18 protein-coding genes are annotated in these 24852 nt (G+C 62.3%); 9 read left to right on the forward strand and 9 right to left on the reverse strand.

Annotated elements, in window-relative coordinates:
* Positions 1-2: 2 nt before the first annotated feature.
* Together ACFE72_RS10550 and metC are read right to left on the reverse strand one after the other, a co-directional pair.
* Complete coding sequence (locus ACFE72_RS10550) at positions 3-1697, reverse strand: Na/Pi cotransporter family protein (RefSeq protein WP_375413037.1); 1695 nt, start codon at positions 1695-1697, stop codon at positions 3-5.
* Positions 1698-1797: 100 nt separating this feature from the next.
* On the reverse strand, positions 1798-2991 hold the full coding sequence (metC, locus tag ACFE72_RS10555; RefSeq protein ID WP_375413038.1) for a cystathionine beta-lyase: 1194 nt from the start codon (positions 2989-2991) through the stop codon (positions 1798-1800).
* A 335-nt stretch (positions 2992-3326) separates the two neighbouring features.
* Here metC and ACFE72_RS10560 point away from each other — a divergent pair, with 335 nt between their 5' ends.
* From ACFE72_RS10560 to ACFE72_RS10575, 4 genes are read left to right on the forward strand one after another with little or no spacing between them, the layout of a single operon-like run.
* Positions 3327-4343: an amino acid ABC transporter substrate-binding protein gene (locus ACFE72_RS10560; RefSeq protein WP_375413039.1), complete on the forward strand. Its 1017-nt coding sequence runs from the start codon at positions 3327-3329 to the stop codon at positions 4341-4343.
* A gap of 21 nt (positions 4344-4364) precedes the next feature.
* On the forward strand, positions 4365-5573 hold the full coding sequence (locus tag ACFE72_RS10565) for an amino acid ABC transporter permease (protein WP_375413040.1): 1209 nt from the start codon (positions 4365-4367) through the stop codon (positions 5571-5573).
* Positions 5570-7111 carry an amino acid ABC transporter permease gene (locus tag ACFE72_RS10570; RefSeq protein ID WP_375413041.1) on the forward strand — a complete coding sequence of 514 codons (1542 nt, stop codon included), beginning with the start codon at positions 5570-5572 and terminating at the stop codon, positions 7109-7111. Before ACFE72_RS10565 ends, ACFE72_RS10570 begins: the two co-directional genes overlap by 4 nt.
* An 11-nt stretch (positions 7112-7122) precedes the next feature.
* Complete coding sequence (locus ACFE72_RS10575; RefSeq protein ID WP_375413042.1) at positions 7123-7863, forward strand: amino acid ABC transporter ATP-binding protein; 741 nt, start codon at positions 7123-7125, stop codon at positions 7861-7863.
* A gap of 100 nt (positions 7864-7963) precedes the next feature.
* Here the strand turns inward: ACFE72_RS10575 and ACFE72_RS10580 are convergent, their stop codons facing one another.
* The 4 genes from ACFE72_RS10580 to ACFE72_RS10595 form a co-directional block, all read right to left on the reverse strand.
* On the reverse strand, positions 7964-9001 hold the full coding sequence (locus ACFE72_RS10580) for a cysteine synthase A (RefSeq protein ID WP_375413043.1): 1038 nt from the start codon (positions 8999-9001) through the stop codon (positions 7964-7966).
* A 104-nt stretch (positions 9002-9105) separates the two neighbouring features.
* The gene (locus ACFE72_RS10585) at positions 9106-10335 is read right to left on the reverse strand and encodes a class I SAM-dependent methyltransferase (protein WP_375413044.1); all 1230 of its coding nucleotides are present in this window, start codon (positions 10333-10335) and stop codon (positions 9106-9108) included.
* A gap of 70 nt (positions 10336-10405) precedes the next feature.
* Positions 10406-11311 (reverse strand): DUF1365 domain-containing protein, encoded by a 906-nt coding sequence (locus ACFE72_RS10590; protein ID WP_375413045.1) that lies wholly within the window; start codon positions 11309-11311, stop codon positions 10406-10408.
* A gap of 2 nt (positions 11312-11313) precedes the next feature.
* Complete coding sequence (locus ACFE72_RS10595; protein WP_375413046.1) at positions 11314-12627, reverse strand: NAD(P)/FAD-dependent oxidoreductase; 1314 nt, start codon at positions 12625-12627, stop codon at positions 11314-11316.
* A 341-nt stretch (positions 12628-12968) separates the two neighbouring features.
* Here ACFE72_RS10595 and ACFE72_RS10600 point away from each other — a divergent pair, with 341 nt between their 5' ends.
* The 5 genes from ACFE72_RS10600 to ACFE72_RS10620 all read left to right on the forward strand — a co-directional run bounded on the left by ACFE72_RS10600 (position 12969) and on the right by ACFE72_RS10620 (position 22867).
* The gene (locus ACFE72_RS10600; protein ID WP_375413047.1) at positions 12969-14384 is read left to right on the forward strand and encodes an efflux transporter outer membrane subunit; all 1416 of its coding nucleotides are present in this window, start codon (positions 12969-12971) and stop codon (positions 14382-14384) included.
* Positions 14374-15783: an efflux RND transporter periplasmic adaptor subunit gene (locus ACFE72_RS10605; RefSeq protein ID WP_375413048.1), complete on the forward strand. Its 1410-nt coding sequence runs from the start codon at positions 14374-14376 to the stop codon at positions 15781-15783. Before ACFE72_RS10600 ends, ACFE72_RS10605 begins: the two co-directional genes overlap by 11 nt.
* A 30-nt stretch (positions 15784-15813) precedes the next feature.
* Positions 15814-18969 (forward strand): efflux RND transporter permease subunit, encoded by a 3156-nt coding sequence (locus ACFE72_RS10610; protein ID WP_375413049.1) that lies wholly within the window; start codon positions 15814-15816, stop codon positions 18967-18969.
* Complete coding sequence (locus ACFE72_RS10615) at positions 18969-22073, forward strand: efflux RND transporter permease subunit (protein WP_375413050.1); 3105 nt, start codon at positions 18969-18971, stop codon at positions 22071-22073. Before ACFE72_RS10610 ends, ACFE72_RS10615 begins: the two co-directional genes overlap by 1 nt.
* A gap of 62 nt (positions 22074-22135) precedes the next feature.
* Positions 22136-22867, forward strand: coding sequence for a tRNA-uridine aminocarboxypropyltransferase (locus tag ACFE72_RS10620; protein WP_375413051.1), 732 nt, complete (start codon positions 22136-22138; stop codon positions 22865-22867).
* Between the two features lie 219 nt (positions 22868-23086).
* Here the strand turns inward: ACFE72_RS10620 and ACFE72_RS10625 are convergent, their stop codons facing one another.
* The 3 genes from ACFE72_RS10625 to ACFE72_RS10635 all read right to left on the reverse strand — a co-directional run bounded on the left by ACFE72_RS10625 (position 23087) and on the right by ACFE72_RS10635 (position 24851).
* Positions 23087-23209: a hypothetical protein gene (locus tag ACFE72_RS10625; protein WP_375413052.1), complete on the reverse strand. Its 123-nt coding sequence runs from the start codon at positions 23207-23209 to the stop codon at positions 23087-23089.
* A 132-nt stretch (positions 23210-23341) separates the two neighbouring features.
* Positions 23342-23590 carry a hypothetical protein gene (locus ACFE72_RS10630; protein ID WP_375413053.1) on the reverse strand — a complete coding sequence of 83 codons (249 nt, stop codon included), beginning with the start codon at positions 23588-23590 and terminating at the stop codon, positions 23342-23344.
* A complete protein-coding gene (locus ACFE72_RS10635) occupies positions 23535-24851 on the reverse strand; it encodes a hypothetical protein (protein WP_375413054.1) in 1317 nt (438 codons plus the stop codon). The genes ACFE72_RS10630 and ACFE72_RS10635 overlap by 56 nt, the downstream gene beginning before the upstream one ends.
* Position 24852: the final 1 nt, after the last annotated feature.

Here is a 24852-nt window from a genome sequence, read left to right on the forward strand (position 1 = left end):
CGTTATCGCGCCGCCGGATTTGCCGCCGGGGCGGGCAGCGCGGCGAGATCGGCTTCCGCATTCAGCGACGCCGGCAGTTCGCCGGCGGCGTCGAGCACCGGATAGGCTACCGAACAGACGTGCGAATGAATCCGCCGCAGATCGCGCAGCACGTCGAGATGCAGCGACGTGGTTTCGATGGTTTCAGGCCGGCCCTCGCGCAGGCGGTCGAGATGCCGTTCGGTCGCCGCGAGTTCGGCGTTACGCAGCGCGGCTTTCTCGGTGAGAAGCTTGCGAGCCTCGCCGACGTCGCCGGACATGAATACGCCGAACGCGATCCGCAACGAATCCATCGTTCGCTTGTGGAACGCCGACAGTTCCTCTGCCCCCTCCGGTGAAAACTGGAACCGGCGTTTGATCTTTTTGGTCGCCAGTTCGCTCAGGTTCTTGTCGATGATGTCGCCGATGTGTTCGAGGTTGATGGCAAAGGAGATGATTTCCATGGCGCGATGGCCCTCGCGCTCGTCCAGACTGCCGCGGGTCAGCTTGGTCAGATACAGTTTGATGGCCTCGTCGAGACCGTCAACCGCATTGTCCATGCGCGACACCTGATCGACCAGCGCGCGGTCGTTGGTCATCATTGCCGCCATCACTTTGCGCAGCATCACCTCGACCAGATCGCCCATGTGCAGCGTCTCGCGCGCGGCATCCGCCAAGGCCAGCGATGGCGTTTCCAGCGCGCTCTCATCGAGATAGCGCGGCCGCGACGGATCGGTTTCCAGGACGCGATTGGGCAGCAACCGCTTCAGCGCCCGCGCCATGGGGTCGAGCAGGCCGATGAAGACGACCGCGGTCGCCACATTGAAGGCGATGTGAAATTCCGCCGTAGCCTTCGCCAGATCGGGCTGCCACGCCTGCAACGTTTCGGCAATCGGGCGCAGGAACGGCGCGACCAGCAGCACGCCCGCCAGTCGATTGAACAGGTTTCCGATCGGAAGCCGGTAGCTGGCCGGATTGTCGCGGTGCGCGCCTTCGAACACCGGATTGACCGCGCTGCCGATGTTGGCGCCGAGTACCAGCGCCACCGCAGCGTAAGGCGTGACGAAATGCGCATATGCCAGCGACATGATCAGGAGCACGGTGGCGACGCTGGAATGCACCGCCCAGGTCACCGCCGCGCCGATGACGACGCAGAGCACCGGATCGCCGGTAATAGCGTTCATGAAGACGCGGACGCCCGGCGCGTTCTCGGCGGGTGCCAATGTATCCAGCAGGATATGCAAGGCCAGCAACATCAGGCCGAGGCCGATGGAGACTCGGCCGATGTCCTTGACGCGCGAGCGCGCGCCGCCGCGGAAAGCGACCAGCCCGAGGATGAAGAGAACCGGGGCTGCGGCTGCGATATTGAAGGAGAGAATCTGGACGATCAGAGTGGTCCCCACATTGGCGCCGAGCATGATCGCGAGCGCCGGCACCAGGCTGACCAAACCTTCCGCGGTGAACGAACTGGTGATCAGAGCGGTTGCGGTGCTGCTTTGCAGAAGTGCGGTGAGGCCCAACCCTGCCGCGAAGGCGGCGGCGCGGTTCTTCAGCGCCCGCGCCAGAAGCACGCGCAGGTCGGGACCGAACGCACGCAAAATGCCGCTGTGAACCATGTGCAGGCCCCACAGCAGCAGCGCGATGCCGCCCATCAGGTCGAGAAGAACGATGCTTCCCATGGTTGTTCACTGGTAATTCGAGCCGAACGGTCAAGCTATCGGCAAAACGCAGCCAATCAATCCCTTTATCGGATCGACGGGCGCGAAAATAGGGCGCCGACTATGCGGCGTTGAAGGCCTGAAAGCCGCGATCCAGATCGGCCTTCAGATCATCGACGTCTTCCAGCCCGATGTGGAGCCGCAATGTCGGTCCGCCCGGCGCCCATTTCGTGGCCGTGCGATAATCGGCGCAGTCGAACGGAATGATCAGGCTCTCGAAGCCGCCCCACGAATAGCCCATCCCGAACAATTTGACCGTATCGAGCAGCGCGTCGACCGCCTGTCGCGGCGCCGGCTTCAGCACCACGCTGAACAGGCCGGACGCACCGGTAAAATCCCGCTTCCAGACCGCGTGGCCGGGATCGCTTTCCAGCCCGGGGTGCAGAACGCGGGTCACCTCCGGCCGCGCGGCGAGCCACCGAGCCATGTCGAGCGCCGAGCGGTGGTGCTGGTTGAGCCGCACCGCAAGAGTCCGGAGTCCGCGCAGCGCCAGAAACACGTCGTCCGGTCCGGCGCAGACGCCGAGCAGCCTGATCGCCTCAGCGATCTGCGGCCACGCCCTGGCGTTGGCTGAAACGGTCCCGAACATGATGTCGGAATGTCCGCCGATATATTTGGTCGCAGCCTGGATGCTGATGTCGACGCCCTGATCCAGCGAACGGTGAAACAGCGGCGTCGCCCAGGTGTTGTCGTCGATCACCAGCGCGCCCCGCGGCTGCGCCACGGCTGTTATCGCCGGTATGTCCGGCATCTCGAAGGATTGAGATCCCGGCGCTTCGACCACCACCGCCTTGGTGTTCGGCCTGAACAATGCGGCAATGCCGGCGCCGATCAAGGGATCGTAATACGTGGTCTCGACACCGTAACGGTTCAGCAAGCCGTTACAGAAATTGCGCGTCGGGCGATAGACATTGTCACAAACGAGCAGATGATCGCCGGCCTTCAGCACCGCCAGCAGAGCCGTCGAAATCGCCGCCAGACCGGAGGGAGCAAGTCCGACGCCGGCGCAGCGCGGCCCCTCGAGGGCCATCAGCGCACCCTGCAGCGCCTTGGTGGTCGGTGTTCCATGCCTGCCGTACTGGAACTCGCCGCGATGGGCATGCAGGTCCTCGGCGGTCGGATAAAGCACGGTCGAGCCATGGACCACCGGCGGATTGACGAAACCCTTTTGTGCCTTGGTGTCGCGGCCGGAGGTCACCAGCGCCGTTTCCGGCTTCAGGGGAGGCGACTGGCCATCATTTTGAGAAATATTCATGCTTCGCCGCCGACCAAAGACGTTTTGCCGCAGCCCGCGACATGTCGCGAAATCCCGCGGGAGGCGGGGTCGGACTCAAGTTTGTTAATAACAGGACACAGAAGTCCGCCGTCAACCCCTTGACCCGGCTCTCCAACCGTTCTGTGATGCAAGCGAGCTATTCAGTCGCTGCACGTTGAGGGGGCCTGCTGCGAATTCTGATCCACCGCCCAGCCGAATTGGTCGCTGTCCTGTGCCTCAGGCTGGCCTCCGCGCGGGGCGGCCGGATCGATTGGCCGGCCTATCTGCGCGCACGTGATGACAACACGACGTCCCGAGCCCCGAAAGGTTTAGCTATGAATCGCGTATCTCTCGTCCTTACCGTTGCTCTTGCCGCCGGTCTTTCGACGCAGGCGGCCACCGCGCAGACCCTCAAGACGGTCAAAGACCGCGGCATGCTGTCCTGCGGTGTAAGCCAGGGCTTGCCCGGCTTCTCGGCGCCCGACGACAAAGGCAACTGGGCCGGTCTCGACGTCGATATCTGCCGTGCCGTCGCGGCGGCGATCTTCAATGATCCGGCCAAAGTGAAGTTCGTTCCGTTGTCGGCCAAGGACCGTTTCACGGCGCTGCAATCCGGCGAAATCGACGTGCTGTCGCGCAACACCACTTGGACGTTGTCGCGCGACACCTCGCTTGGCGCCAATTTCACCGGTGTCACCTATTATGACGGACAGGGCTTCCTGGTCAAAAAATCACTGAAGGTAAACTCCGCGCTGGAACTGAACAGCGCCTCGGTTTGCGTGCAGACCGGTACCACAACCGAGCAGAATCTCGCCGACTACTTCAAAGGCAACAACATGAAGTACGAGGTGATCGCATTCTCTACGGCTGACGAGACCGTCAAGGCCTATGAATCCGGGCGCTGCGACGTCTTCACTTCGGACGTTTCCCAGCTCTATGCCGAGCGCCTGAAGCTCTCCAATCCGGCCGATCACGCCGTGCTTCCGGAAGTGATCTCGAAGGAGCCGCTTGGTCCGATGGTACGCCATGGCGACGATCAGTGGTTCGATATCGTCAAGTGGACCTTGTTTGCCATGGTCGATGCCGAGGAACTCGGGGTCACGCAGAAGAACGCCGACGAAATGGCGAAATCCGACAAGCCGGAGCTGAAACGGGCGTTCGGGACCGACGGCAATCTCGGCGAGCAACTCGGCCTCACCAAGGATTGGATGTCGCGGATCGTGAAAGCGGTCGGCAATTACGGCGAATCGTTCGATCGCAACGTCGGTGCCGGCTCCAAGCTTGGCATTGCCCGCGGGCTGAACCAGCTCTGGAACAAGGGTGGAATCCAGTACGCGCCGCCGATCCGCTGATCTTACAAGACAGCAGCGGCCATGGCCGTCGAAGCCCGTAAACCACCGCCGCAGTTTGTCGCAAAACTGCGGCGCGCACTCGGCGGACGCGCGGGTTGGGGTGGGTTCGCCCTCCAGATATTGTTCGTCGCGGCGCTGGCTTGGATTGCCTATGAGATCGTCGCCAACGCCCGCTCCAATCTCGAGGCGCAACGGATCACGTCCGGCTTCGGGTTCTTGTCGAATACGGCGGGTTTTGACGTCAGCCAGAACCTCATTCCCTATTCCGGCTCCGACACCTACACCCGCGTGTTTTTTGTCGGATTGCTCAACACGCTGCTGGTGGCTGTGATCGGCATCTTCTTTGCCACCATCATCGGATTTCTGGTCGGGTTGGGACGGTTGTCGCCGAATTGGCTGCTGTCACGCGTGGCCGGCGCTTACGTCGAATTGATCCGCAATCTGCCGCTGCTGTTCCAGATCCTGTTCTGGTATCTCGCGGTGCTGGCGACATTGCCCAATCCGCGGCAAAGCATTTCGCTGTTCGGCAGCTTTTTTCTCTCCAACCGCGGTTTTGTCATCCCGAAGCCGATCGGACATGAGGGGCTGACGGCGTTTGTCATTGCCGTCGCGATTGCAATCGCGGCCGCGTTGCTGTTGCGCAGCTATGCGCGGCGGCTGCTGTTTCAGTCCGGCAGGTTGCTGACGATCTGGCCTTATGTCCTGGGTCTGCTGATCGGGTTGCCGCTGATGACCGCCCTGGCATTCGGCAAGCCGGTGACATTCGAAATTCCGGAACTCAAGGGTTTCAATTTCTCCGGCGGCTCGCGGGTGATCCCGGAATTCGTCGCCCTGACGCTCGCGTTGTCGACCTATACCGCGGCATTTATTGCTGAAATCGTGCGCGCCGGGGTTTTATCGGTCCACAAGGGCCAGATGGAAGCCGGTTCGTCGTTAGGCCTGTCGCGCGGCTCGACGTTGCGTTTGATCGTGGTGCCGCAGGCCCTGCGCGTCATTCTGCCTCCGCTCACCAACCAGTACCTCAACCTGACCAAGAACTCGTCGCTCGCTGTCGGCATCGGATATCCCGATCTGTTCTCGGTGTTCGCGGGAACGACGCTAAGCCAGACCGGCCAGGCCATTGAAATCATTGCGATCACCATGGGCGTCTATCTTCTGATCTCGCTCGTCACCAGCGCGATGATGAGCTTTTACGGGTGGCGTCTCAGCCGGAGCCTCGGCAACACATGAGCGACCTGGCCGCATCGACTGATCTTGCGGCACCGGTTTTCGTCCGCCGGGAGCTGGTTCCCGAGCGCGCGGCGCCGGTCAAGACCACCGGCTTTGTCGGCTTTCTGCGTACGCGTCTGTTCAATTCGCCAACCAACATCCTGATCACCATCGCCAGCGCGCTGTTGCTGTGGTTCACAGTCATTCCCAGCGTCAAATTCCTGCTGATCGACGCGGTCTGGAGCGGCAAGGATCGCACGGCATGTCTTGCCGAGAACGCCGGCCACGCGGTAGGAGCCTGCTGGCCGTACATCCAGGCCAAGTTCACGCAGTTCATCTACGGGTTCTATCCCGAGCAGGAACGCTGGCGGGTCAATCTCACCTTTATCATGGCTGCCATCTTACTGCTGCCGCTGTTGGTCCCGCGGTTGCCGGCAAAGGGGCTCAATGCCGGACTGTTCTTTGTCGCGTTTCCCATCGTCGCCTACTTTCTGCTGCACGGCGGCGGCATCAAGGGATTCGGCGTGACCTGGACGGCGGATTTCCTGTCGGGTTTTGTCAGCAGCATCGGCGATGCGGGGCATAAGCTGGCAGAACTCGGTGCGGCCAAGACCGTGGTCGGCCCGCTGCTGGTTCTGCTTGGCAAGTTCATCGTGTTCCTGAGCACGGTTGTGTCGTTCGTACTCTGGCCGTTGACGTGGCTGCGCGACCAAGTCCAGGCCGCCGGCAACCCGGTATGGGCCGATTTCGCAGCCACCGCCGCCGTCATCTCGATCGCGTTGTTTGTCCTCAATGGCGGCTTTCGCACGGGATGGCGCGCGCTTATCGTGAGCCTTGCGATCTTCGCCGGGATCGGCATCGTGATCGCGGTGATGGGCCTGGACCGCGGCGGCTTGCCGGTGGTCGACACGAGGTTGTGGGGCGGCCTGTTGGTGACACTGGTGGTGTCGGTGACTGGCATCGTCGCCTCGATGCCGATCGGCATCGCGCTGGCGCTGGGGCGGCGTTCGACCATTCCGTTGATCCGGACATTTTCGGTGGCGTTCATCGAGTTCTGGCGCGGCGTACCGTTGATCACCGTGCTGTTCTTTGCAACCTACATGCTGCCGCTGTTCCTTCCCGCCGGCTTCACGGTAGACGGCCTGGTCCGGGCGCTGATCGGCATCGCCTTGTTCGCGGGCGCCTACCAGGCCGAGGTCATTCGCGGCGGCTTGCAGGCGATCCCGCGCGGGCAGGGCGAAGCCGCCAGCGCCCTGGGCCTGTCCTACTGGAAGACCACGGGACTGATCGTGATGCCGCAGGCGCTGCGCCACGTCATTCCCGGCCTCGTCAACAGCTTCATCGCCTTGTTCAAGGACACCTCGTTGGTGTCGATCGTGGCGCTGTTCGATCTGCTCGGCAGTTTACGCGCGTCGTTCGCCGATCCGAACTGGGCGACGCCCACCACGCTGTTCACCGGATTCGCCTTCACCGGCATCGTCTACTTTGTGTTCTGCTTTGGAATGTCGCGTTATTCGCTGTTCGTCGAACGCCGTCTGAATGCTCACCGGCGCAACTGAGATCACTGACCATGGCAACGGATTCGATCGTCAATGTCGCGGCGCTGAACAAGTGGTATGGCGATTTTCATGTGCTGCGCGACATCAACCTCGACGTCGCCAAAGGCGAGCGCATCGTGATCTGCGGCCCGTCCGGTTCGGGCAAATCGACGCTGATCCGCTGCATGAACGCGTTGGAGGAATTCCAGGAAGGCGAAATTGTCATCGACGGCATCGAACTCGGGCCCAACCTGCGGCGCGTCGATGAAGTGCGACGCGAAGTCGGCATGGTGTTTCAGAGCTTCAACCTGTTCCCGCATCTGACCGTGCTGGAGAACTGCACGCTGGCGCCGATCTGGGTCCGCAATATTCCGAAAAAAGACGCCGAAGCGACGGCGATGAAATTTCTCGAGCGCGTGAAGATTCCCCATCAAGCCAACAAATATCCGGGCCAGATGTCCGGCGGCCAGCAGCAGCGGGTCGCGATCGCGCGCGCGCTGACCATGAATCCCAAGGTGATGCTGTTCGACGAGCCAACCTCGGCACTCGATCCCGAAATGGTCAAGGAAGTGCTGGACACGATGGTGAACCTCGCCAATGACGGCATGACCATGCTGGTGGTCACCCACGAAATGGGATTTGCCAAGGAAGTGGCGAACCGCGTCGTGTTCATGGACGCAGGACAAATCATCGAATCGAATACGCCGGCCAACTTCTTCGCCAATCCGCAGCACGCGCGGACGCAGTTGTTCCTGAGCCAGATATTACGGTGATTGGTTTGCAGGGCGGACTAGCGCGGCGTCATCCGCCATTCCCGCAGCAAGAGGGCGGATGACGCTGCGCTGATCCGCCTTACGCAGCTACGCGACGCGTTCACACCGTTTCGAACGGCACGCTGATCCGGCTCTTCTGCTCCAGCCATTCCGGCACCGGCAGGTTTTTCGAGCGCATGAAATCCGGATTGAACAATTTGGACTGATAACGCGTGCCGTAGTCGCACAGCATCGTCACGATGGTGTGGCCGGGTCCAAGGTCTTCGGCCAGGCGAATGGCGCCGGCGACATTGATGCCGGTCGAGCCGCCGAGGCATAGCCCTTCATGTTCGAGCAGGTCGAAGATGACCGGCACTGCTTCCTCGTCGGAAATCCGGTAGGCCTCGTCGACGACAATGCCTTCCAGATTGGCGGTGACGCGGCCCTGGCCGATGCCTTCCGTAATCGACGAGCCCTCGGATTTCAGGGCGCCGTTCTTGTAATAATTATATAACGCCGACCCCATGGGATCGGCGAGCGCAATCCGGATTTTCGGGTTCATCTTCTTCAGACCGATCGACACGCCGGCGAGGGTGCCTCCGGAGCCTACCGACGATACGAAACCATCGACCTTGCCGTCGGTCTGTCGCCATATTTCCGGCGCCGTGGTTTCGATATGGGCTTGGCGGTTGGCGAGGTTGTCGAACTGGTTGGCCCAGATCGCGCCGTTGGGCTCGGATTTCGCGAGTTGTTCGGCCAGACGTCCCGACAGCTTCACGTAATTGTTGGGGTTGGCGTAGGGTACCGCCGGTACTTCGATCAGTTCGGCGCCGCATAGCCGCAGCATGTCTTTCTTTTCCTGGCTTTGCGTCTCCGGAATCACGATGACGGTGCGAAATCCGAGTGCGTTGGCAACCAGCGCCAGTCCGATCCCGGTATTTCCCGCGGTGCCTTCGACGACCGCGCCGCCCGGCCGAAGTGCGCCGCGTTGCATGGCGTCGCGAATGATGAAGAGCGCGGCGCGGTCCTTCACCGACTGGCCGGGATTCATGAATTCGGCCTTGCCGAGAATGGTGCAGCCGGTCTGTTCAGAAGCCCGCTTTAGCTGGATGAGCGGAGTGTTGCCGATCGCTTCCACGACGTCTTTGTTGATGTTCATGATTATTCATTCACCGGCATGATCGAACGCAAACGACCCTAGTGGACGCTTCGAAGGCGCACAAGGCGTTGAACGCATGTGGGATCAGCGCAGGAGAAGGTCAATCACTTCGACTTCGCGAACACCACCTGGCGCACGTCGATATTTCCTGACAGAAAACCGGCCTCGCAATAGGCAAGGTAGTATTCCCACAATCGCCGGAAGCGATCGTCAAAGCCCAAGGGCGTCAGGTTTGGCCAGGCGGCGCGGAAATTATTCCGCCAGGTCGCGAGCGTCTTGGCATAATCTTGCCCAAAGATCCGTTCGCGGATAACGGGAACGCCGAACCGCTCGCCTAGTGATTTCAACACCTCCGGCGACGGCAGCATCCCACCCGGGAAAACATAGCGCTGGATGAAATCGACTTCGCGGCGATAGGCCTGGAAGAACCGGTCCTGGATGGTGATGGCCTGAATGCCCACCAGCCCCCCGGGCAACAGGCGGTCGCGCAACTGGGAAAAATACTGCGGCCAGAACTGTTCACCGACTGCCTCGATCATCTCGATCGAGGCGATTCGGTCGTATCGGCCGCGTTCGTCCCGGTAATCCTGAAATCTGATCTCGACCTTGTCGCTGAGGCCGGCGTCCCGAATCCGCTGCTGCGCAAAATCGTGCTGCTCCTTGCTGATGGTCAGGCCGACGACGCTGGTGCCGTAGTTCTTGGCGGCGTATTCCGCAAAACCGCCCCAGCCGCATCCGATTTCCAGCACCGATTGGCCGGGTTGCAGATCGATGGCTTCGGCGAGGCGGCGATATTTGTTATTTTGTGCCGCGGTCAGGTCAGGCGTGTCGTCCTCAAAAAGCGCCGAGGAATAGGTCATGCTCGGATCGAGCCACGCCGAGTAGAACGCGTTGCCGATGTCGTAATGCGCGTAAATATTGCGGCGCGCCTGACGCTTGGTATTGCGGTGGAACCAATGCTGGACGATCTGCACAAATCGCATCAGCGGGTTGTCGCCCAGCATTGTCTGGATCAGGTCGTGATTGATGCAGAACAAATAGAGGAATTGCGTCAGATCCGGCGTATCCCATTCGCCGCTCAAATATGCTTCGGCTATTCCGATGTCGCCGCCGTTAAGAAGCCGCGACGCAAAGCCGTAATTGTAAAGCGTCATTTCGGCAGCAGGTCCGGCTTCTACGCCGCCCAATCTGACCTTGCGGCCGTCGGGCAGCGTGACGTCGAGCGTGCCGCAGCGCAGCTTCGAGCCAAATCCGAGCGCCAGCCGCACCGCACGCGGCAGGTCGGACAGCGTCCTGTCCACATTATGGGGAGTGAGCAAAATAACGTCAGACATGACCGATCCATCAAGTGATTTGGCTCTGTCCGAGTTCCGTGTCGATGGTCGATTACCCCAGATCGGACCTTCACTGGACCAGAGCGCTCTTCTGCGAACCGGGCTTCCCTCCGGTCCCGCACAACGCACTCCGAGTATAGTCGCGGCAACCGCCGGCCGCCAAGATGGTATTCGCGTCGGCTTTTGTCGGTGCGGTGGCCGCGCGCGGCACCAGCCGCACCCCCTTGAGCCAGAGCCGCATCGCCTCCCAATGGATTGCCGCGACGATCTTGAAGGTGACAAGCGGCAGCGAGACGAACGATCGCAACAGAACCGCGGTGGTCAGACCGCGGCGCCTGCCGCTAAACGTTGCCGAGAGCAGGGGGCCCTCGCTGTCCGTCTCCAAAATACGCAATTTGACGGTCTCTTCCGGCGGCGAGACGCGGAAGTGGTAGCGCGTCGCCATTTTGATAAAGGGCGAGACGTAAAAAAGCTTGTCCTGCTGCTGGCGGACACCGGCTTTGCCGACCTGACCCGGTTGCACCGGAAGCACGTAGGAATGCAATTCGCCGAAAGTGTTGCGAACCTCGTAGATAATCAGGGCGAGCCAGCCGTCGGCGCGGTAGCAAAAATAAGCAGATAAGGGATTGAAGGTGTAACCGAGCAGTCGGGGGTAACACAGCAGCAGCACCCGCCCGCCGGTCAGGTCGATGCCATGCTCGGCGGCGCGACGGTCGACATAGGCGCGCAACGGCGATCCATCGCGGCCGCCGTGGTCCCGTTCGTTGAAACTGTAGAGGGCTGCCCGGTTCACCGCGAATAGCGCCGACTGCCGGTCGGCCTGATCAAGCCGGTCGAGATCGATCAGCAGGCTCATGACGCGGTAGCTGAAGCGGTGGCCCATCGGCTTCAATCGCGCATGCATGACGTCGCCGAAATAAAGCACGGCCGCGTCGCCGGCCGGATGCGCTTCAAGTCTGGCGGGTTCATCCGACATCGCTACTCCGCGGCTTGCGCCAGTTCGGGCGGCGGCGCGCGCCATGGCACCGAGGCTCCCAGTGCTTCGGCGACTGCAAGGCCGGATCGCAGTCCGTCCTCATGAAAGCCATATCCGGTCCAGGCGCCGCAGAACCAGGTATGGCGCTTGCCTTGAATCTCGCCAAGGTGTTTTTGCGCGGCGAAGGCGGCGGCATTATATTGCGGATGGTCGCAGATGTATTTGCCGAATGTCAGCGCCGGATTCGGCTCGAATGGGGGATTGAGGCTGACGAACAGCGGTTTGTCATCCTCGATGCCCTGCAACCGGTTCATCCAGTAGGTTACGGCCACGTCGTTGACGGTATCGCCTTCGCGCGGCCAGCGCAGAAAATTCCACGACGCCCATGCACGCCGGCGTTTCGGCATCAGCCTGATGTCGCGATGGAGATAGACGACGTTGGGCGCATAGCCGATATCGCCGAGAATCGCGCGTTCCCGATCGTCGGGATCCGACAACATCGCCAGCGCCTGATCGCTGTGGGAGGCAATCACGACGTGATCGTAGGTTTCGCGGTCGCCATGACTGTCGCTCACGATAATGCCATGCGGTGTGCGCTGGATCGAGGTCACGGCGCAGCCGAGACGGAGACGGTCACGGAATGCGGAGGTCAGTTTTTCCACATAACGGCGGCTGCCGCCTTTTACCGTGCGCCAGATCGGGCGGTCGTATTGCAGCAGGCGATGGTTGCTGAAAAATGCGACGAAATTCTCCGCGGGAAAGTTAAGCATTTGAGCGGCCGGCGCCGACCAGATCGCGGCGGCCATCGGCGCAAGATAATCGGTCAGCAGGCGCGGTGCGAATTTGCGGGCGGCGAAGTAATTCCCGAGCGTCATCCCGGCGAGGTTACCGGCCGCATAATCCTCGGTACTTTTGTCGTTGAAGGTCAGGATGTCGCGCAGCATCCGCAGATAGGAGGGCGACAACAGATTGCCCGGTTGGGCGAACAGACCTTTTGCCGTTTCAGGCCAGGTATTGCCACCGCCTTTCCATTCGAAACGGCCGGCATCCGCGGTGACCGCAAAACTCATGCAGCTTTCCACCGTTTCAACACCGAGATGAGCAAACAGCGCCGTCAGGTCGGGATAATTCTGCTCGTTGTAGACGATGAAGCCGATGTCGACCGCAACTGCTTGGCCGTCGTAATCGATGGTTACCGTATGGCTGTGGCCGCCGGGTCGAAGCTCGCGATCATAGACGGTCACCGGGTAACGCTTCGACAACGCCCACGCTGCGGCGCTGCCGGCGATTCCCGTTCCGATGATTGCGACGCGCATTCCCAGCCCCTGCGATGTTGATGGCTAAGTTACGGGACGGACATGGCTAAGTTTCAGTCCGGGCGGCACCTCCTCGTCGCTGCGAACCCCCGAACGACAGATGAAATCTTGGTAAGGCTGCCGGCTCCGCGAATCGCGTTGAGCTCGGCAAGCCCCGTTAAATAAGGCAAACTGAGTAAAAACCCTCGCAAACCGGCGGTGGCAGGGCGGGGTTTGGAAAGCCGAACAGGACTGTGCGCACCCATTTCCCGCCGCTAGAATGCCGTCTGGTTCCAAAGGAAGCATCACCCCCGGTGAATACGTTGCAAGTTGCGTCGGCAAAACCTCGATTCGAGCGGTGGGTGAAGTTGCTCGGGGCATTTATCGTGGTCGCCGCCTCGGCCGGTTGCATCCTGACCAAGGATCTTCCCGATCCTGCGTTGGAAATTCCCGGCGGCTACAAGGCTGCGGGGCGGAGCAGCACCGGCGCCCCGCCGACGCTGGATTGGTGGCGCGGCTTCCGGGCGTCCGAGTTGACCACGCTGATGGAGGAGGCGCAGACGGTCAACCTTGACATTGCCGCCGCCACCGCCCGGATTATCCAGGCCGATGCGCAAGCACGGATCACCGGCGCCGCGCTGCTGCCGACCCTTAACTTCAACGGCCAGGAATCCTATTCCCGGACCTCCGGCTCGAGCGCAAGCGGCTTGAGCATCGGCGGCCGCGAAACGGTCAACTATACCGCCTCGCTCAGCTCGGCCTACGAGATCGATTTCTGGGGCAAGAACCGCGATGCGGCGCTGGCGGCGGAGGAGATTTCAACCGCCAATCGCTTCGACCGCGACGTGGTTGCGCTAACGACGCTCGCTGCCGTCGCCAACGCCTATTTTCAGGTTATTGCATCGCAGGACCGGATTCGCACGGCCACCAGCAACATTGCCAGCGCGACGCGGATTCTCGACGCCATCAAGGCGCGCCTGAAGGTCGGAACCGGCACCGATCTGGATGTGGCGCAGCAAGAAGCTGTTCTCGCCAACCAGCGCGCTTCCGTTCCGCCGCTGCGGCAAACGCTGGCGCAGAACATCAACGCATTGGCGACGCTGGTGGCGCGGCCGCCGGAAAGCGTGAAGGTCAGCGGCGGATCGCTCAATCTGATCGTTCCGCCGCGGGTGACACCGGGACTGCCGTCCGAATTGCTGACGCAACGGCCGGATATCCGGCGGCAGGAGGCGCAACTCGCCTCGGCCACCGCCAATGTCGGCAGCGCGCGGGCGCAGTTTTTCCCGAGCATCACGTTGACCGGGCAAGGCGGCTATCAGAGCTCGTCGCTGGCATCGCTATTTCAACCGCACGCGGCGTTCTTCAATGCGGTCGGCGGCCTGACCCAGCCGATTTTCGATGGCGGCCGGATTCTCGGCAATTTCGAACTCAGCAAGGCCAGACAGGACGAACTGCTGCAGACCTATCGCAAGACGGTCGTGCAGGCGTTTGCCGATGTCGACAATGCGCTGGTGTCGATTCGACAGACCACTGAGAAGCTGCGACTGCAGCGCGAGGTGGTGGCTGCGTCGCGGCGGGCGTTTCAGCTCTCGGAGCAGCAGCTACGAGCCGGCACCGCCGACATTGTAACTGTGCTAAATACGCAATTGACGCTATTTCAGGCCGAAGACGTGCTGTGGCAGGCGCAATTGGCCCGCCTGCTTGCAGTCGTGAGCCTGTATCAGGCGCTGGGCGGCGGCTGGGAGCCGAAGGTGGAGAGGCCGGTCAATGCTCTTTAAGCCGGATCTGAATGAAACCGCGAAAGCCGCGAGCCAGGGTGTCACCCGCGTGGCCGGCCGCGCGCGCCGCCGCGTGGTTTCGATCTTCATCACCCTGCTGATCCTCGGCGGCCTCGGCTATATCGGCTGGACCTCGTTCCAGCAGAAGCAGGCCGCCAGCCGCGGCGCGCGTCCCGATCTCGCGGTGCCGGTGCTGGCCGCGACTCCCCGCATTCAGGACGTGCCGGTCTATCTGGAAGGCGTCGGCTCCGTTCGCGCGCTCAATAACGTTCTGGTCCGCGCGCAGGTCGATGGCAAATTGATCGCCGTCAACTTCACCGAAGGACAGGACGTTAAAAAGGGCGATATTCTCGGCGAGATCGATCCTGTGATCTACAAGGCGCAGCTCGATCAGGCGGTTGCCAAGAAAGCCCAGGACGAGGCGCAACTCGGCAACATGCGCCTCGATTTGATCCGGTACCAGCAGCTCGCCGCCTCCAACGCCGGCTCGAAGCAGCAGGCCGACACCCAACGTGCCGTCGTTGCGCAGCAGGAAGCGCTCGTCAACGCCGATCAGGCCGCCATCGACAACGCCAAGGCAACGCTCGGCTATACCAAGATCATCGCGCCCTTGTCCGGCCGTGCCGGCCTGCGCCAGGTCGACCAGGGCAACATCATCCACGCTTCGGACGCCACCGGCCTCGTGATCATCACGCAACTGCAGCCGATCACCGTTCAGTTCAGTCTTCCGCAGCAGCAGATCGTGCGGGTCAACGCCGCCTCCGCCAAGGGCGCGCTGCCGGTCGACGTGTTCGGCAATGACGGCACCAGCGTGGCCGACACCGGCAAGCTGACCGGCATCGACAACCAGGTCGACCCGGCCACTGGAACCTTGAAGCTGAAGGCCGAATTCCCCAATGAAAAATTTCAGTTGTGGCCGGGTCAGTTCGTCAATGTGCGGCTCAAGGTCGAAACGCTCCCCCAGGCCATCGTGATCCCGACGTCGGCGGCGCAGCGCGGGCCTGCCGGAACGTTCAGCTATGTCATCGGCGACGATGACACCGTGACCGCGAAACCGATCACCGTCATCCAGCAGAACGAGAACGATGCGGTGATCGGCAGCGGGCTCGCGCCCACCGACCGGGTCGTGACAACCGGATTCGCCAATCTGGCCGACGGCTCCAAGGTCATCGTCGGCAAGGACGACCAGACGCCATCGGCCGATCTCGCGCCGCGTAAACGCAGGAACAGTCGGGACGTGCAAGGCAGGGATGGACAAGGAAAGGACGGACAAAGCAAGGACGGGCAGGGCGAAAAGCGCGGAAAGAAAATCGAACGCGGCGAGGGCGATCAGAAGGGGCAAGCCGGCCCGGCGCAGGGAGGCGACCAGTCAGGCGGCGCAGCGAAGGCGCAGCCGTGACCCCGGTGATGCAGCAATGAGCACGCAGCCATGAGCGTCTCCGAACCGTTCATCCGCCGGCCCATCGCCACGTCATTGCTGGGAATCGCGCTGTTGATCGGCGGGATACTCGGCTATTGGGCGCTGCCGGTGTCGGCGCTGCCGCAAGTTGATTTCCCGACCGTACAGGTGACGACGCAATTGCCGGGCGCAAGTCCAGACGTGATCGCCTCGCTGATCACGGCCCCCCTCGAACGCCAGCTCGGGCAAATTCCGTCGCTGTCGTCGATGACCTCGACGAGTTCGTTCGGCGTCAGCCAGATATCGCTGCAGTTCGATCTCAACCGCGATATCGACGGCGCGACCCAGGACGTGCAGGCGGCGATCAACGCGGCGGCGGGAATCCTGCCCAAGAATCTTCCATATCCGCCGACCTATGCCAAAGTGAATCCCGCAGACGCGCCGGTGCTGACGTTGGCATTGACGTCAGAGACAATTTCGCTGCGCGCCATGAGCGACATTGCCGACACGCTGCTCGGCCAGCGTCTCAGCCAGATTTCCGGCGTGGGGCGCGTGTCGGTGCTGGGCGGCCTCAAGCCCGCGGTGCGCGTGCAGGCCGATCTGGCACGGCTCGCGGCTTACGGCATCGCCATGGAGGACCTGCGCAACGCCATCGCCGGCGCCAACGTTTCGGGGCCGAAAGGGTCGCTCGACGGCGCGCAGCAGGCCTACACCATTGCCGCCAACGATCAGATCGCGGCGGCCGACGCCTACAAGCCCATCATCATCGCCTATCGCAACGGCGCCCCGGTCACCATCGGCGACGTTGCCAGAATCGTCGACGGGCTGGAGAACGACCGCACCGGCGGCTGGTACAACGGAACGCCCGCCGTCGTCATCGACATTCAGCGGCAGCCCGGTGCCAACGTCATCGAAGTCGTCCGGCAAATTCGCGCTGAAATACCCAAGGTGCAGCGCGCGATTCCGGCCGGCGTCAAGCTGACCATCGTCAGCGACCGCACCGTGACCATCCGCGCTTCGGTCAGCGACGTGCAGTTCACGCTGATCCTGAGCGTCGTGCTGGTTACGCTGGTGGTGCTGCTGTTTTTGCGGTCGATGCGGGCAACGCTGATCGCCGGCGTGGCGCTGCCGCTATCGCTGATCACCAGCTTCGGCATCATGTATTTTTCCGGCTTCAGTCTCGACAATCTCTCGCTGATGGCGCTGACCATCGGCACCGGCTTCGTGGTCGACGACGCCATCGTGATGATCGAGAATATCGTCCGCCATATGGAGAATGGCGAAACCGCGATGGAAGCGTCGCTGCGGGGCGCCAGCGAAATCGGCTTTACCGTGATTTCGCTGACGGTGTCGTTGATCGCGGTGTTCATTCCATTGCTGTTCATGTCGGGGCTGGTGGGGCGGATGTTCCGCGAATTCGCGTTGACGCTGACCATCGCGGTGGTGACGTCGGCCGTCGTCTCGCTGACACTGACGCCGATGATGTGTTCGCGGCTGTTGAAGCACGCCAGCGAGGAGATCGCGATTCCGGGACTTGCGGCGATCAGCCGCGGTATCGACCGCATGGCCGAGTTCTATCACCGTACGCTGCTGTCGGTGCTGCGGCATCAGCGCGCCACCCTGGTCGTTACGCTGGCGACGATCGCCGCGACGGTGGCGCTCTATGTCGTGGCGCCAAAAGGCTTCCTGCCGTTGCAGGACACGGCGTCGATCACCGCGGTGACGGAAGCCGGCGCTGACGTATCCTTTGCCGAGATGCAGAGCCGGCAGACCCAGGCCGCGGACGCGATCAAGGCCGATCCCGATGTCACCGGCGTGGTGTCCGTGATCGGCGCGGGCTCGGTCAATCCGACCACCAATGTCGGCCGCCTGGTGATGGCGCTGAAGCCCCGCGGCGAACGCCGTGACGATATTTCGGGCGTGGTCGCGCGGTTGAAAGAGCAGGTGGCGTCGATCCCCGGCATGACCGTTTACTTCCAGCCGGTGCAGGACGTCCAGATCAGTACCCAATCGAGCCGCTCGCAATTCCAGTACACGCTGACCGGCACCGACGCCGCGCTGGTGACGCTGTGGGCAAAAAAGCTGGTCGATGAATTGCGGCGTGATCCGTTGTTTCGCGACGTATCCTCGGAAGCGCAGGAGGGCGGCTTGCGCGCCGCCCTCGATGTCAATCGGCAACGTGCCGGCCAACTTGGCGTCAGTATTCAGGCCGTGAACGATACGTTGAACGATGCCTTCGCACAGCGCCAGATTTCGACGATCTACGGCCAGGCCAATCAGTACCGCGTGGTGCTGGAAGCATTGCCCGAATACCAGCGCGATCCCTCGATTCTGTCAAAACTCTACGTCCCCGGCGCCGCCAGCGGAATTCCCGGCGTCGCTGCCGGACAGGTGCCGATTTCCGCGGTCGCGACCTTGACCCGCACGACCGCGCCGCTCGCGATCTCGCATCAGGCGCAGTTTCCGGCCGTGTCGCTGAGCTTCAATCTCGCACCGGGTGCCGCACTTGGCGACGCGGTGGAGGAGGTCAGGACCCTCGAAACGCGGATCGGAATGCCCGGCAGCATTGTCGGGCTGTTTGCCGGCGACGCGGCGGAATTCTCGAAATCGCTGGCCGGACAGCCCTGGCTGATCCTTGCGGCGCTGGTCACCATCTATATCGTGCTCGGCGTTCTCTATGAGAGTTACATTCATCCGATCACCATTCTATCGACGTTGCCGTCGGCGGGCGTCGGCGCCATTCTCGCGCTGATGCTGTTCGGGCAGGATCTGTCGGTCATCGGTCTGATCGGCATTATCCTGCTGATGGGCATCGTCAAGAAAAACGCGATCATGATGATCGACTTCGCGCTCGAAGCGGAGCGGCATCAGGGCATGCCGGCGAACGACGCCATCGTGCAGGCCTGCCTGCTCCGGTTCCGTCCGATCATGATGACCACGCTGGCGGCGCTGTTCGGTGCGCTGCCTCTGGCGGTGGAAAGCGGTACCGGCGCCGAGCTGCGGTTTCCGCTGGGCATTTCGATCATCGGCGGCTTGCTGCTCAGTCAGTTGCTGACGCTGTACACGACGCCGGTGATCTATCTCGCGCTCGACCGGTTGAACCGGCGGATCGAGAAGGCGGTGCCTCCGGTCGGACCTGAACTGCCGTCGCCGCCGATCGCGGGCGCGACCGAGGGAATGCAGTGATGGTGTCGATCTCCGAGCCATTCATCCGGCGGCCGGTGGGCACTACTCTGCTAGCGATCGGGCTGTTTCTGATCGGCGCGGTCGCCTATGAGTTTCTCCCCGTCGCGGCCGTGCCCAATGTCGATTTCCCGATGATCCGGGTATCCGCCACCCGCCCCGGCGCAGACCCGACGGTGATGGCGGGAACCGTGGCCGCACCGCTGGAACGCCGGCTTGGTCAGATCGCGGGGATCGTTCAGATCACGTCCACGAGTTCGCTGGGCTCGACCAGCATCCAGTTGCAGTTCGCGATCGGCCGCGACATCGATCGCGCCGCGCGCGACGTCCAGGCCGCGATCAACGCCTCGCTGGCGGACCTGCCGAGCGATCTGCCGTCGCTGCCGAGATTTCGTAAAGCCAATCCGGCCGCGGCGCCCGTCTTCGTGCTCGCGCTGACCTCGAAGACGATTTCGCCGAGTGCCATCTACGACGTCGCCGACACCGTGATCGCGCAGCGGATTTCGCAGGTGCCCGGCGTTGGCGAGGTGACTGTCACGGGAGCCGACCAGCCCGCGGTGCGCATTTCGCTCAATCCGGTTGCGCTCTCCAACGCCGGCATCGCCACCGACGATGTCCGCACCGCCGTCATCAATGCCAATGCACTGGGTCCGGTCGGAATTTTCAACGGCAGCCGGCAGAGCGAAACGCTGTCGGTCAACCGGCAGATGCGGTCCGCGGCCGAATTCCGCGATATTCTCGTTAAAAGCTCGAACGGCAGTTTCGTCAGGCTCTCGGACGTCGCCGACGTCGAGGACTCCGTTCGCAACAGCCGGTCCATCGCCTGGTTCAACAAGCAGCCCGCGGTGCTGATCCAGATCACCAAGCAAGGCGACGCCAATGTCATCGACATGGTCGATCGGGTCAAGGCGCTGATACCCGATCTCAAGCAGTGGATCCCCGGCGGCGTCGAGATCTCGACGCTGACGGATCGCACCGGGACGATCCGCGCCAGCGTCGAGGATATGCAGCTTACGCTGCTGGCGACGGCATTCCTGGTGATGCTCGTGGTGTTCGTGTTCCTGCGCCGGATGACGCCGACCATCGCCGCCGGCGTCTCGGTGCCACTGGCGCTGGCCGGCACCTGCGCCGGCATGTGGCTGGCGGGGTTCTCGGTCGACAACCTGTCGCTGATGGCGCTGGCAATCTCGATCGGCTTTGTCGTCGACGACGCCATCGTCATGATCGAGAACATGTATCGCAACCTGGAGCAGGGGATGCCGCCCTACCAGGCAGCTCTCGACGGCGCCCGGCAGATCGGCTTCACGGTGCTGTCGATCAGCCTGTCGCTGATCGCCGCGTTCACGCCGCTGATTTTCATGGATGGGATCGTCGGCCGGTTGTTGCGGGAATTCTCGCTGACGCTGACATTCGCCATCGTGGTGTCGACGGTGGTGTCCTTGACGGTCACCCCGATGATCTGCGCGCATTATATCAAGACCACGACGTCGCACGATGCGACCTGGTTCGACCGCATCGTGGAGGGCTCGCTGTCGCGCATCGTCTCATTCTATGAACGAACCCTGCGCATCGTATTGGGCTTCCCGTTCCTGACCCTGGTCGTGTTCTTTGCGACCATCGCATTGACGGTGACGCTCTACATCAAGACGCCGAAAGGCTATTTCCCGATCGACGACAGTGGTTTCGTGATCGGCGCGACGCGGGCGTCTGCCGATATCTCGTTTCAGTCGATGCTCGGACTGCAGCAGCGCCTCGCCGAGATCGTGATGGCCGATCCGGCCGTTGCCGGGGTCGGATCGTCGCTCGGCGGAGCCGGCGGCCCCGGAGGAGGCGGGTCCAACCGCGGCATCATGTTCATCAGCCTCAAGCCTCCGGCAGAGCGCGGCGGAATCAGCACGCAGATCGTGATCGACCGGCTGCGCCGAAATCTGGGCCAGGTTGCCGGTATCCGACTGTTCATGTTCGCCGCGCAGGACATCCGGGCCGGCGGGCGTCAAAGCGATTCCGATTATCAGTACACATTGTCGAGTACTGACCTCGATGCGCTGCAGAAGTGGGCACCGCTGGTCGCCAAGCGCATGGAGACCGTCGAAGGCATCACCGACGTCTCCAGCGACCGCGACCCCGGCGGGCTGCAGTTGACCCTGTCGATCGACCGGCAAAAGGCGTCGACCCTCGGCGTTCGGGTGCAGGACATCGACAACGCGCTCAACAACGCGTTCTCGCAGCGGCAGATCTCGATCATCTACACCCAGCGCAACCAGTACATGGTCGTGCTGGAGATCAATCCGAAGTTCCAGAGCGACCCGTCCAATCTCGAACGCATCTTCGTTGCCGGCGCCAACGGCACGCAGGTGCCATTGTCCGCCGTCGTCCGGTATCAGCGCGGATTATCGCCGCTGGCGGTCTATCATTCGCAATCGTTTCCCTCGACGACGGTGTCGTTCAACCTTCTGCCGGATGTGGCGCTGGAAGTCGGCACCACCAACATCCAGCGCGCCGTGGATGAATTGCACATGCCGGAAGGGATCCGCGGCAGTTTTGACGGCAATGCCGGCGATTTCAACAAGACTACGGGGCGGCAGCCGCTGCTTATCCTTGGCGCGCTGGTGGCGATGTACATCGTGCTCGGCGTGCTCTACGAGAGCCTCGCGCATCCGCTCACTATCATTTCCACCTTGCCGTCCGCGGGATTGGGCGCGCTGCTGGCGTTGCAGGTCACCAATACGCCACTCACCATCATTGCGTTCGTCGGCATCATCCTGCTGATCGGCATTGTCAAGAAGAACGGCATCATGATCGTGGATTTTGCGCTGGACGCCGAACGCCACCGCGGCCTGTCGTCGGCGGATGCGATTTTCGAGGCCTGCAGCGCGCGGTTCCGGCCGATTTTGATGACGACCATGGCCGCGCTTTTTGCAGGCATTCCGCTGGTGATCGCCACCGGTCCCGGCACCGAGTTGCGCCGGCCGCTCGGCATCACCATCATCGGCGGACTGTTTGTCTCGCAGATCCTGACGCTGTACACCACGCCGGTGATCTATCTGCTGATCGACCGGCTGCGGCGGCGACCTGGGCCGGTGCCGGCGACCGCGCCGGCGGAATAGCGGGCTGATGCCTTGCCTTGAAGGCTTGTTGAAGCCTTGGCGCGCGAAGCGTATAGCGAGGCATGTCAAAACACCTGGAACCCGCCGCCGGCGAGGCCGCCATCGAGGCGCTTGCCGATTGCCCGCGCTGCCAAAAACCTCTGCCGTTATGCATTTGCGACAGCATCACCCCGATCGAGAGCCGGGTTTCGCTTCTGATCCTGCAGCATCCGCAGGAGCAGGACAGGGCGCTCGGGACGGCGCGGCTCACCGCACTGCATTTCAAGAACGCGGTGCTCAGGGTCGGGCTGTCATGGCCGAGCCTGTCCAAGGCGCTGGGGCGCCCGGTCCATGACCCCCAGCGCTGGGCGGTGCTTTATCTCGGCTCCGCCAGGGTCGCGGACCTCGACACCAACAGCGACATCGTCGCCATCAATCGCAAGGGCGAGATCGAGGACGATCAGCGCGCGACCCTCAAGGACATCGAAGGCGTCGTGCTATTGGACGGCACCTGGAGCCAGGCCAAGGCGCTGTGGTGGCGCAATGCATGGATGCTGAAGTGCCAGCGCGTCATCCTGGGCCCCGCGACGCCGTCGCGTTACGGAAAACTGCGCCGCGAACCGCGCCGCGATGGGCTGTCGACCATCGAGGCCGCCGGGATGCTGCTAACGGCCCTCGAGAAGCGTCCCGAACTCGAAGCGACGCTGAATGACAGTTTCGAACGCATGCTGGCCCGGTACCGTAAGGCGCAGCATTCGATGCCGGAACTCGCGCCAAAACCCCGGCCGAAACGCGATTACCGCCGCCGCAAATAGGCCTGAACCGGCTCGGTTGCCTATCCGGCCCGTGGCGTATATGAGGTTCGGCATGAGGCCACGTGGCGGAGTGGTTACGCAACGGTCTGCAAAGCAGAGTGGTTTGCGAGCAGGATCAAGGCAGAGTTCTGAAACTGGCGTGATTTTGCGGGCCTGATATTGTTCAGCTATTTTTGAGTTTCAGAATTTTGCGGTCACCCGACCCGCTGGAAAAAAAGCCTATTTTGAAACTTCGGTATAATAGATGCGGTGGTCCGAACGGTTGCCGAGCTTTTGCATCCTGCTGTAGTCGACATTGACCTCAAGGCGGGCGCCTTGCGCATTCTCCAGCGCGGAGTTCAATCCTCTGATCGCGTTCGCGAGTTCGGTGCAATTGCCGCTTCGTCGGGATTCATTTGGCTTCCCTTTTCGGTTTTGCGTCGCGCGGCAGCGGCGAAGGTGTCGATCTCGCCCAGATAATATTTTCGGACCAAATCAGGATTGTAGGTCATCCCGTCCCTCAGATAACGCCGCGTACTTTTCTTTCGAGAGATGGCCGTGCTTCAAATTGTAACGTCGGCAAAGTTCGGTAAGCTCATCTTGAAACTCAGCGTCGGCCGTAAAGTTGTCAAACGGTCCTATGATCGCGTAGATGCCATCTTCGTATTCTTGGAACGCAAAGCGGTTTTTAATTCCGTCGGTGAAGATCAGACGTTTTTTGAGTGCTGATTTCGTGTCGCCCATGGGGGATGTCCTTTTCGAGTGCCGCCTTGTGCGCGTACCGCTTGCGTGTCGCTGCCAGCGCGCGCTTCTCGGTTCGCTTGGCATATCCATCATACGCCTTCGAGCGATGCGCCGACAAGGCGCGGCCCTGGCCGTCGGTCAATTCGGCTTCCTCGAGCTCGGTCATGCCGCCGTGCCGGCAGGCGTCCATAGTGAAAGTCGAGGGCAGGCCGAGCTTTTCACGCAACATCCGGACATGGCGGTCCATGGTGTGCACGTTCCACTGCCGCGCGCCCTTCAGGCCTGGCCGCATCACCAGCCCTACGCCGATCCGGGAAAGGTGAGACAGCACCTGTTCGGCCTCTTCGTAGAACAGCACGCGGTCGCCGTCGACGATGTCCTCCAGTGGGTGCATCACCATCTCGCCGGTCTTGTGATGCTCGATCCGGATTTGCGTCGGGTGTGAAGGCCCGCGGTATCCGTTCCACATAACATAGCCCGCCAGCACGTTCTCCGGGCGCTGCAGCCATTCAAAGCAGATCACCGCTGCGGCAGCCGGCTCCGGGAAACCCGCCGCTACCGCGCCCCAAGCGAAGGCGTAGACCTGGTCGCGGGTCGCTGCCGGTTTGGTCGCCTTGTGGCGCCGGCGCATTGCGAGGCCTTCCCAGGGATTCCAAACCGGCTCTTCGCCGACGGACGTTCCCTTGATGAATAGGCCCGGATGCAGCCGATGCACGACCTTCCAGGCGTGCCGGCAGATCGCGACCACCTTCTCCGCGGTGCGAGGCCGTTGCGTCTTGCCCTTGCGGACCGGCGTATCGCGCACTTTTTCGTAAAGCTTGTCGGCAACCTCCGGCGTGATCGAGGTCACCATGGTGTCGCCGATCCGCACCCCAGACTTGCGCCTGAGATCCCGGATCAGGTTCATGGTGACCTCATGATCCGGCGCCGTGCGGCGGGATATCCGTTCCTTCCAGTCGTTCGAGGCCTTGTAGGTCTGAAACAACCAGTCGACCGAACCAGTTTTCACCTCGATCTTCGGCTTCGGCGGCTCGCCGAGGCGGGCGCGGTCCCAATCGTCAAACAGACCGTTGAGCGTGGCGGCGCGGCCGCCAGCGCCATCTTCGCCGCAGGCGATCGCGTAGTCATCGCCAAGCGCCGTCTCGTGTTCCTTGTGCAGGGTGCAGCCGAGCCTGCGGTAATAGGTGGGCAGCGTCCAGTAGTAGCGTGTCCGGCCGGCAACGGCCTTTGGGACAACGAAGCGCGGCAGCGCGCGCCGCATG

Origin of the sequence: uncultured Bradyrhizobium sp., from assembly GCF_964252615.1 — a bacterium.
Classification (GTDB): domain Bacteria; phylum Pseudomonadota; class Alphaproteobacteria; order Rhizobiales; family Xanthobacteraceae; genus Bradyrhizobium.

Excerpts from the sequence above, each read along its gene's own strand:
- ACFE72_RS10635 (WP_375413054.1), bottom strand. The coding sequence starts at position 24,851 with ATGCGGCGCGCGCTGCCGCGCTTCGTTGTCCCAAAGGCCGTTGCCGGC.
- ACFE72_RS10585 (WP_375413044.1), bottom strand. The coding sequence starts at position 10,335 with ATGTCTGACGTTATTTTGCTCACTCCCCATAATGTGGACAGGACGCTG.
- ACFE72_RS10590 (WP_375413045.1), bottom strand. The coding sequence starts at position 11,311 with ATGTCGGATGAACCCGCCAGACTTGAAGCGCATCCGGCCGGCGACGCG.
- ACFE72_RS10565 (WP_375413040.1), top strand. The coding sequence starts at position 4,365 with ATGGCCGTCGAAGCCCGTAAACCACCGCCGCAGTTTGTCGCAAAACTG.
- ACFE72_RS10630 (WP_375413053.1), bottom strand. The coding sequence starts at position 23,590 with ATGGGCGACACGAAATCAGCACTCAAAAAACGTCTGATCTTCACCGAC.
- ACFE72_RS10575 (WP_375413042.1), top strand. The coding sequence starts at position 7,123 with ATGGCAACGGATTCGATCGTCAATGTCGCGGCGCTGAACAAGTGGTAT.
- ACFE72_RS10560 (WP_375413039.1), top strand. The coding sequence starts at position 3,327 with ATGAATCGCGTATCTCTCGTCCTTACCGTTGCTCTTGCCGCCGGTCTT.
- ACFE72_RS10570 (WP_375413041.1), top strand. The coding sequence starts at position 5,570 with ATGAGCGACCTGGCCGCATCGACTGATCTTGCGGCACCGGTTTTCGTC.
- ACFE72_RS10615 (WP_375413050.1), top strand. The coding sequence starts at position 18,969 with ATGGTGTCGATCTCCGAGCCATTCATCCGGCGGCCGGTGGGCACTACT.
- ACFE72_RS10550 (WP_375413037.1), bottom strand. The coding sequence starts at position 1,697 with ATGGGAAGCATCGTTCTTCTCGACCTGATGGGCGGCATCGCGCTGCTG.
- ACFE72_RS10595 (WP_375413046.1), bottom strand. The coding sequence starts at position 12,627 with ATGCGCGTCGCAATCATCGGAACGGGAATCGCCGGCAGCGCCGCAGCG.
- metC (WP_375413038.1), bottom strand. The coding sequence starts at position 2,991 with ATGAATATTTCTCAAAATGATGGCCAGTCGCCTCCCCTGAAGCCGGAA.
- ACFE72_RS10620 (WP_375413051.1), top strand. The coding sequence starts at position 22,136 with ATGTCAAAACACCTGGAACCCGCCGCCGGCGAGGCCGCCATCGAGGCG.
- ACFE72_RS10610 (WP_375413049.1), top strand. The coding sequence starts at position 15,814 with ATGAGCGTCTCCGAACCGTTCATCCGCCGGCCCATCGCCACGTCATTG.
- ACFE72_RS10580 (WP_375413043.1), bottom strand. The coding sequence starts at position 9,001 with ATGAACATCAACAAAGACGTCGTGGAAGCGATCGGCAACACTCCGCTC.
- ACFE72_RS10605 (WP_375413048.1), top strand. The coding sequence starts at position 14,374 with ATGCTCTTTAAGCCGGATCTGAATGAAACCGCGAAAGCCGCGAGCCAG.